The 6,841-nt window shown below is 33.8% G+C and carries 10 protein-coding genes; 8 read left to right on the top strand and 2 right to left on the bottom strand.

What is annotated here, in order from left to right:
- Window positions 1-768: serine hydrolase domain-containing protein (locus KI356_RS21215; protein WP_212936366.1), on the top strand; the 768-nt coding region annotated here is incomplete at its 5' end.
- Between the two features lie 20 nt (window positions 769-788).
- Window positions 789-1,412 carry a Pr6Pr family membrane protein gene (locus KI356_RS21210; RefSeq protein ID WP_128280215.1) on the top strand — a complete coding sequence of 208 codons (624 nt, stop codon included), beginning with the start codon at window positions 789-791 and terminating at the stop codon, window positions 1,410-1,412.
- A 66-nt stretch (window positions 1,413-1,478) separates the two neighbouring features.
- Here KI356_RS21210 and KI356_RS21205 read toward each other — a convergent pair whose 3' ends face one another.
- A complete protein-coding gene (locus tag KI356_RS21205; protein WP_128280214.1) occupies window positions 1,479-1,811 on the bottom strand; it encodes a DUF3889 domain-containing protein in 333 nt (110 codons plus the stop codon).
- A 145-nt stretch (window positions 1,812-1,956) separates the two neighbouring features.
- On the opposite strand from KI356_RS21205, the gene sleB reads away from it, so the two are divergent.
- From sleB to KI356_RS21175, 6 genes are all read left to right on the top strand, one after another.
- Window positions 1,957-2,736 (top strand): spore cortex-lytic enzyme, encoded by a 780-nt coding sequence (gene sleB, locus KI356_RS21200; protein ID WP_002119886.1) that lies wholly within the window; start codon window positions 1,957-1,959, stop codon window positions 2,734-2,736.
- Between the two features lie 15 nt (window positions 2,737-2,751).
- The gene (ypeB, locus tag KI356_RS21195) at window positions 2,752-4,092 is read left to right on the top strand and encodes a germination protein YpeB (protein ID WP_212936365.1); all 1,341 of its coding nucleotides are present in this window, start codon (window positions 2,752-2,754) and stop codon (window positions 4,090-4,092) included.
- 26 nt (window positions 4,093-4,118) lie between these two features.
- Window positions 4,119-4,715, top strand: coding sequence for a YhcN/YlaJ family sporulation lipoprotein (locus KI356_RS21190; RefSeq protein ID WP_128280211.1), 597 nt, complete (start codon window positions 4,119-4,121; stop codon window positions 4,713-4,715).
- 104 nt (window positions 4,716-4,819) lie between these two features.
- Window positions 4,820-5,176, top strand: coding sequence for a hypothetical protein (locus KI356_RS21185; protein ID WP_128280210.1), 357 nt, complete (start codon window positions 4,820-4,822; stop codon window positions 5,174-5,176).
- Between the two features lie 27 nt (window positions 5,177-5,203).
- Entirely contained in the window at window positions 5,204-5,701 is a 498-nt protein-coding gene (locus tag KI356_RS21180) for a GNAT family N-acetyltransferase (RefSeq protein WP_128280209.1), read from the top strand.
- A gap of 163 nt (window positions 5,702-5,864) precedes the next feature.
- Window positions 5,865-6,401 carry a DUF1697 domain-containing protein gene (locus KI356_RS21175; protein ID WP_128280208.1) on the top strand — a complete coding sequence of 179 codons (537 nt, stop codon included), beginning with the start codon at window positions 5,865-5,867 and terminating at the stop codon, window positions 6,399-6,401.
- Between the two features lie 40 nt (window positions 6,402-6,441).
- Here KI356_RS21175 and KI356_RS21170 read toward each other — a convergent pair.
- The coding region (locus KI356_RS21170; RefSeq protein WP_238486215.1) for a hypothetical protein at window positions 6,442-6,841 on the bottom strand (400 nt) is incomplete at its 5' end.

The raw sequence follows: 6,841 nt of genomic DNA, 5'->3' as shown, positions 1-6,841 counted from the left end.
GTATCTATATTAATTGGTAGCGCAATTGATAAAGGGTATATAAACGATATACATACACCAATCACAACTTGGATTCCAAATGTACCAGAGGAAAAGAGAGAATTAACCCTTTATCATTTATTGACGATGACAACAGGAGAGGATTGGAAAGAGTTTGGGAATGGAGTCGTTTTCCCAAATGATTTTGTAGAATCAGACAACTGGGTGAATTACATTTTAGAAAAGCCGCTCATTGAAGAAATGGGTACGAAAATGAATTATAATTCAGGTTCTTCTCATTTACTTAGTTACATCATTCAAGAAGCAACTGGAATGTCGACGGAGCAGTTCGCGAAAAAGTATTTATTTGAGCCGTTAAACATTACGGAGTATGAGTGGCAACAAGATCCGCAGAGTATATATGTTGGCGGGTTCGGCATGAAAATGAAATCTATAGACTTATTAAAGTTAGGAAAATTATGTTTGCAGAATGGATTTTGGAAGGGGAATGAGATTGTATCATCGCGTTGGTTAGAAGAATCAAGTACAGCTTTATTTGAAACGTATGAACATGTCGGGTCATATGGGTATCACTGGTGGGTATTACATAACGAAAGATTTCACATACCGTATTGTATGTATTTTGCTATGGGATACGGAGGACAATACATTATTATCATTCCGCAGTTAGAGCTCGTAGCGGTTATTAGTAGTCACATGCCGAAACGTGGCCTCGTACCATTAAAGTTATTTATAGAGCATATAAAAGAGAATTCCAATCATAAATAAGAAGAGGAAGGAGGTGTTTTATGAGAAGTGCAAAAATGATAGCGATTTATAGACTGTTATTAAGTCTTCTAGCGTTTAGTGCACTTATTACTCAATTTGTTACAAGAGCACAAGTGAAACCGTTCAATCCAGTTAATTTTTTTAGTTACTTCACAATTGAAAGCAACATTTTAGTGGCGGTAATTCTTCTATTAAGTAGTTTGGGGACAGCCACATTCGGACGTTCCGAACAGTTTGGAGTTCTTCGCGGCGCAGCTACAGTATACATACTGACAACGGGACTTATTTATTTTTTGCTATTAAGGGGATTAGAAGAGTCACTTCAAACGCCGATACCGTGGGTAAATACTGTGCTCCATTACATTATGCCATTAGCAATGATTTTAGATTGGGTTATAAATCCACCTACGAAGACAATCACGTGGAAACAAGCAACTAGTTGGCTGATTTTCCCGATTTTATATGTTATTTATAGCTTAATACGTGGTCTATTCGTTAATTGGTACCCATATCCGTTTCTCGATCCGAGAATAGGTGGATATGGGAAAGTACTTTTATATAGTATCGGAATAGCGGTTGTAATTGGAGTTGTTTGTGGATTGGTGAAAATGTTAGGGAATCGATCTTTAAGTTTAAAACAATAACTTTCATTATTAAATGTGTATGAATAACCCCCTCTGTTTTACTTAAAACAGAGGGGGTTATTTGTTCTATCGACTTGTTTTCTGAAATGACATCTTTAAAAACTTCTCTGTTTTCGTATCGAATTCTACATCGACAAAAACACCATATTCTTTTCCATTTTCACGAAGCCACAATTTAAATTTTTCAACTGTTATTTGAACAGTTTTTGGTTTTCTACCTATATGAAGGTAATCAATAATCTCTGCTTTCGGATATTGTTCTTTCGTTTTTTCAACGGCCAGTTTACCCCATTTTGCATAGGGCGGCTGTGCGTGAACTATAGATGGACCCGTATGTATATTTGAACATATTGTTATTAAAAAAATTATAAATGCTGTACGTGTAATGAATTGCTTCATAATAATCTCCTTTTATTCTTTTTGTATATTGTTTACATATTTCTTTAAGCATATAAGTTTGGATTTTTTTGACTTCTTTACATAAAAGCGAGGGTTTTACAAAACATAACCAAGAAATCATTTCTACAATTAAGGAGGGAAATATATGCGTCAAAAAGCAGTTTTTAAAATAGCAATTTTGCTTGTATTCATAGGACTATCTTTGATGGTCAGCAGTATACAACTAAAAAATGTAGAAGCCTTTTCGAATCAAGTGATTCAAAGAGGAGCATCTGGAGAAGATGTCATTGAACTGCAAACTCGTTTGAAATATAACGGATTTTATACGGGGAAAGTTGATGGTGTTTTCGGATGGGGTACATACTGGGCACTTCGGAATTTTCAGGAGAAATTTGGACTACCTGTTGATGGTTTAGCGGGTGCTACAACGAAGCAGAAACTTGTTAAGGCAACGAAGTATGATAAGTCGACCGCTAATAAAGGTACTACAACGAATAAAGGGAATAGCGGCGGTACTGCACAAGAAAATAAACCACCACAAAGTAAAGGGACAAATGTTCCAAACGGTTATTCTCAAAATGATATTCAGCTAATGGCAAACGCTGTTTACGGAGAGTCACGTGGTGAGCCATATTTAGGACAAGTAGCAGTGGCTTCGGTTATTTTAAATCGTGTTACAAGCGCATCGTTTCCAAATACTGTTTCAGGTGTAATCTTTGAACCGAGAGCCTTTACAGCAGTAGCGGATGGACAAATCTATTTAACGCCAAATGAAACGGCGAAAAAGGCTGTATTAGATGCGATTAATGGCTGGGATCCAACAGGGAATGCACTTTATTATTTCAATCCAGATACTGCGACAAGTAAATGGATTTGGAGTCGTCCACAAATTAAAAAAATCGGTAAACATATTTTCTGTAAATAGAGCGGAGGTGGAAACGTGTTACGAGGTATTATCATTGTACTGTTAACAGTAGGTGTAGTCGGAACAGGATATTGGGGCTATAAAGAGCATCAAGAGAAGAATGCGGTATTAATTAGAGCGGAAAATAGTTATCAGCGCGCGTTTCATGATTTAGCGTATGAGGTTGACTTACTACACGATAAAATTGGGACAACGCTTGCGATGAATTCACGTTCCTCATTATCACCAGCTTTAGCAGATGTGTGGCGTTTAACATCTGAAGCTCGTTCTGATGTAGGCCAACTACCATTAACATTAATGCCGTTTAATAAAACGGAAGAATTTTTAGCGAATATCGGTGATTTTAGCTATCGTGCAGCGATTCGTGATTTAGAAAAAGAACCGTTAAATGATCAAGAATACAAAACATTACAAACTTTATATTCAAATGCAGGAAATATTCAAGATGAATTAAGAAAAGTGCAACATCTTGTGTTGAAAAACAATTTACGCTGGATGGACGTAGAGATGGCACTTGCTTCAAATCGAGATCCAGCAGATAACACAATTATTGATGGATTAAAAACAGTTGAGAAGAATGTAACGTCATACTCTTCTACTAACTTTGGACCGACTTTTACAAGTGCACAAAAGAATAAAAAAGGTGGGTTTGAAGCAGAAGGAAAAGCAATTTCAGAAGATGAGGCAGCAAAAATTGCAAAATCATTTTTGAATTTAAAAGGAAATGAAAAAGTAAATGTTGAGAAAAGTGGAAAAGGTGCAAAAGAATCTTTCTACAGTGTGAAAATTAAAGACCCAGCAACAAACAATGAGTATTATATGGATATTACCGGAAAAGGCGGATATCCAATTTGGGTAATGAATAACCGAGAAATTAAAGAGCAAAAAATTAGTTTAAATGATGCAGGAAGTAAAGGGTTGACGTTTTTAAAGGATCAGAAGTTTACAAATATGGAGCTGTTTGATAGTTCTCAATATGATAATATTGGTGTGTTTACGTACGTTGTAAATGAAAATGGAGTGCGTATTTATCCAGAAGCAATCCAAATGAAAATTGCTTTAGATGATGGGTCGATTGTTGGTTTTTCCGCAAAGGAATATTTAGCATCGCATCAAAAACGTACAATTCCGAGTGCGAAACTAACTGCTGCTGAGGCGAGAAAGAAAATTAACCCCGATGTAAAAGTTATGGAAGAACGTAAAGCTGTAGTAGTAAATGACTTGCATAATGAAGTACTTTGTTATGAATTTATTGGTACTTTAGGGAAAGATACGTACCAAATTTTCATTAACGCAAATAATGGAGCAGAAGAAAAAGTGAAGAAGATGCAAGCTGTTGAAAAAATTTATGATTAAACATCAATGATAAAGTGGTGAAAATAATGAAAATCATTATATATATGGTAATGCTTTGTTTCGTTATTACTGGATGTAGCATTGGAAAAAAAGACAATCCTAATGAAAAGCCAGAACAAAAAAATGTCTCGATGAAAAATGTTAATTATACAAATAAATCAAATAAGCCAAACGAAAAAGCTGCTGATCATTTAGCATCCTTAGCTGCAAGCGTACCAGGTGTGAATGATGCGACAGCAGTAGTGGTTGGGAAATATGCTGTTGTAGGTATTGATGTAAAAGCAAAACTAGATAGAACTCGTGTAGAATCAATTAAATACTCTGTTGCAGAAAGTTTAAAAAATGATCCTGATGGTGCAAACGCAGTAGTTGTAGCAGATATTGATACGTACGAACGTCTTAAGCAAATTGGAAAACAAATCAAAAAAGGTAACACGGGAGAAGGTATATTAGAAGAATTAGCAGCAATTGTTGGCCGTGTAATGCCGCAAGTTCCAAATGATATGATTGAAAATAGAGAAACAAACCCAATTAAAGATAATGATAAACAATTACCAAAAGATGAAGAACAAGAACTACGAAAAGAACAAGATGATCAGTCAAATAATCATTTGAAAAAATAGTGGAAACCCCGTACTAAATCGTACGGGGTTTTTGTTTTAAATTAAATATTCAGTTTATTTTTAAGGGAAAATATGGTTTAATAATGAGGGGAGGGACAACCGTTATGATGAAAAAAAGCACACTTATATTGTGTAGTTTATGCGTAGGTTTTAGTATGACAGCGTGTGAGCAGAAGAAAGAAGTGAAGAAGAAAACCGCTACATCTTCTACTATAACGGAAAATAAAAATCAAAAATCTATTAATGTAAATCATTTCTCAAATATTAATGAAGGAATGACATATTTAGAAGTGAAAGATTTAATCGGTTTTGAAGGGGATTTACTCATAGAAGAAGGGGAAGAACATTCTACACGAATTAAACAAATTTTTGCTTGGAAAGGCAACGATCCAAAATCATTTGCTGAAATTACATTTTTGGATGGAAAAGTGTATTCTAAAACACAGCAAGGTTTAAGTTAATAAATTGAAGGAATGGGAGAGTTAAGCATGAACGTACATACAGGGGAAATACAATTGGTTCCCTATAAGGAGCAGTATAAAGAGATAATACAATCATTTACTTTACCAAGTGAACAAGTTCAATTTACGGCGAATCCAGGTGAATTACTGGAGAAAGCGAAAAATGATCGAACGAAAAATGTAGTTGTTATTTTAAACTATAACGGAGTACCTGTGGGTGTATTTATATTACAAACAGGTGACAGAGTACAGGAGTTTACAGAAAATAAGGATGCCATACTTTTAACTTCTTTTTCTATTGATCATAATAAACAAAGGAAAGGATATGCTAAAAAATCATTAGCGTTATTACAAGACTTTGTAAAATATTATTATCCAATAAAAAATGAAGTTATACTTGCAGTAAATGAAAAAAATATTCCAGCGCAAAAGTTATATGAAAAAGTTGGGTTTCAAGATAAAGGGTATAGAAGAATGGGACCGATTGGACAACAATTCATATTACATTTACCTATAACGAGATAATGAGATAACAAAGCTTACTCTTGAAAAGATCATGTAGTAAGTTTTTTTATTTGAGATATTTTCCAAACATGATATGTTAGAGGCATTAAATTAAGTATTCGAGAAGTATGAAGGTGAAAAACAATTCGATTGTTAAGCATTTAAATACGTGAGGGGTAATCATATGATAATTTATATTGCACTACTACGGGGAATTAATGTAGGTGGACATAAAGTAATCAAAATGGCGGATTTGAAAAAAGTCTTTGAATCAATAGGGTTAAAAAAAGTGAAAACATATATTCAAAGTGGAAATGTAGTGTTTGAGTCAGAAGAAGAGATAAGCTTTTTAAAGGAACGAATTGAATGTGAAATTAAGAATGTTTTTGATTTCGATGTTCCAGTCATGTTAAGAACAAAAGATGAATTTATAAATATTATAAAAACGTGTCCTTATGAAGCAGATTTATTGTTAGAAGGAGAAAGCATACATGTTGCCTTTTTAGCCAATGTACTTTCTGAAGAAGACAGTAATCAGTTGTTTACGATTAAAAGTGAAATAGAAGATTGCCATATTGAAGGAAGAGTAGTGTATTTGTTTTTCAAAAAAAGTATCCGGAATTCTAAATTAATGAACCAGTTTCAAAAATTACATACACCAGCTACAGTAAGGAATTGGCGGACTGTGAATAAATTAAAAGCGATAGTAGAGGGTATTTAAACATAAAAAAGTGGTTTTCTGCAGATAGAAAACCACTTTTTTATTTATATTGTTTTGCGACAATAAGTTCAACAATAGGATAAATAAAGAATGAAGAACAAAGTGCTATAAACAAAGGTAGGTTTTTAATTTCATCGAGTAATAGAAATGAAAATCCTTCTGAAAACATTAAAATAAGAAACATTACACACATAAGCACAAAATAAGCAATTTTAAAGCTTTTATATGTAATTTGTTGTCCCATCTCATCTTGACTTTCTTCAGATACTCCGTTTGGATCGCCCCAAGTAATGTGATTAATTAAATTACTAAGTATTAACGAAATAGCGAATATTGTTCCTCCCAAAATTGAACCTTCAGTTACATATTTATATGCGCCATGTATGAGGATTACGATTAATGATAAAACGATAATCATGAAAATAATTTTTTTATGATTC

The sequence above is a fragment of the Bacillus hominis genome (genome assembly GCF_018332515.1).
In the GTDB taxonomy this organism is placed as follows: domain Bacteria; phylum Bacillota; class Bacilli; order Bacillales; family Bacillaceae_G; genus Bacillus_A; species Bacillus_A hominis.
This window is presented reverse-complemented; position numbering and strand designations above follow the sequence as displayed.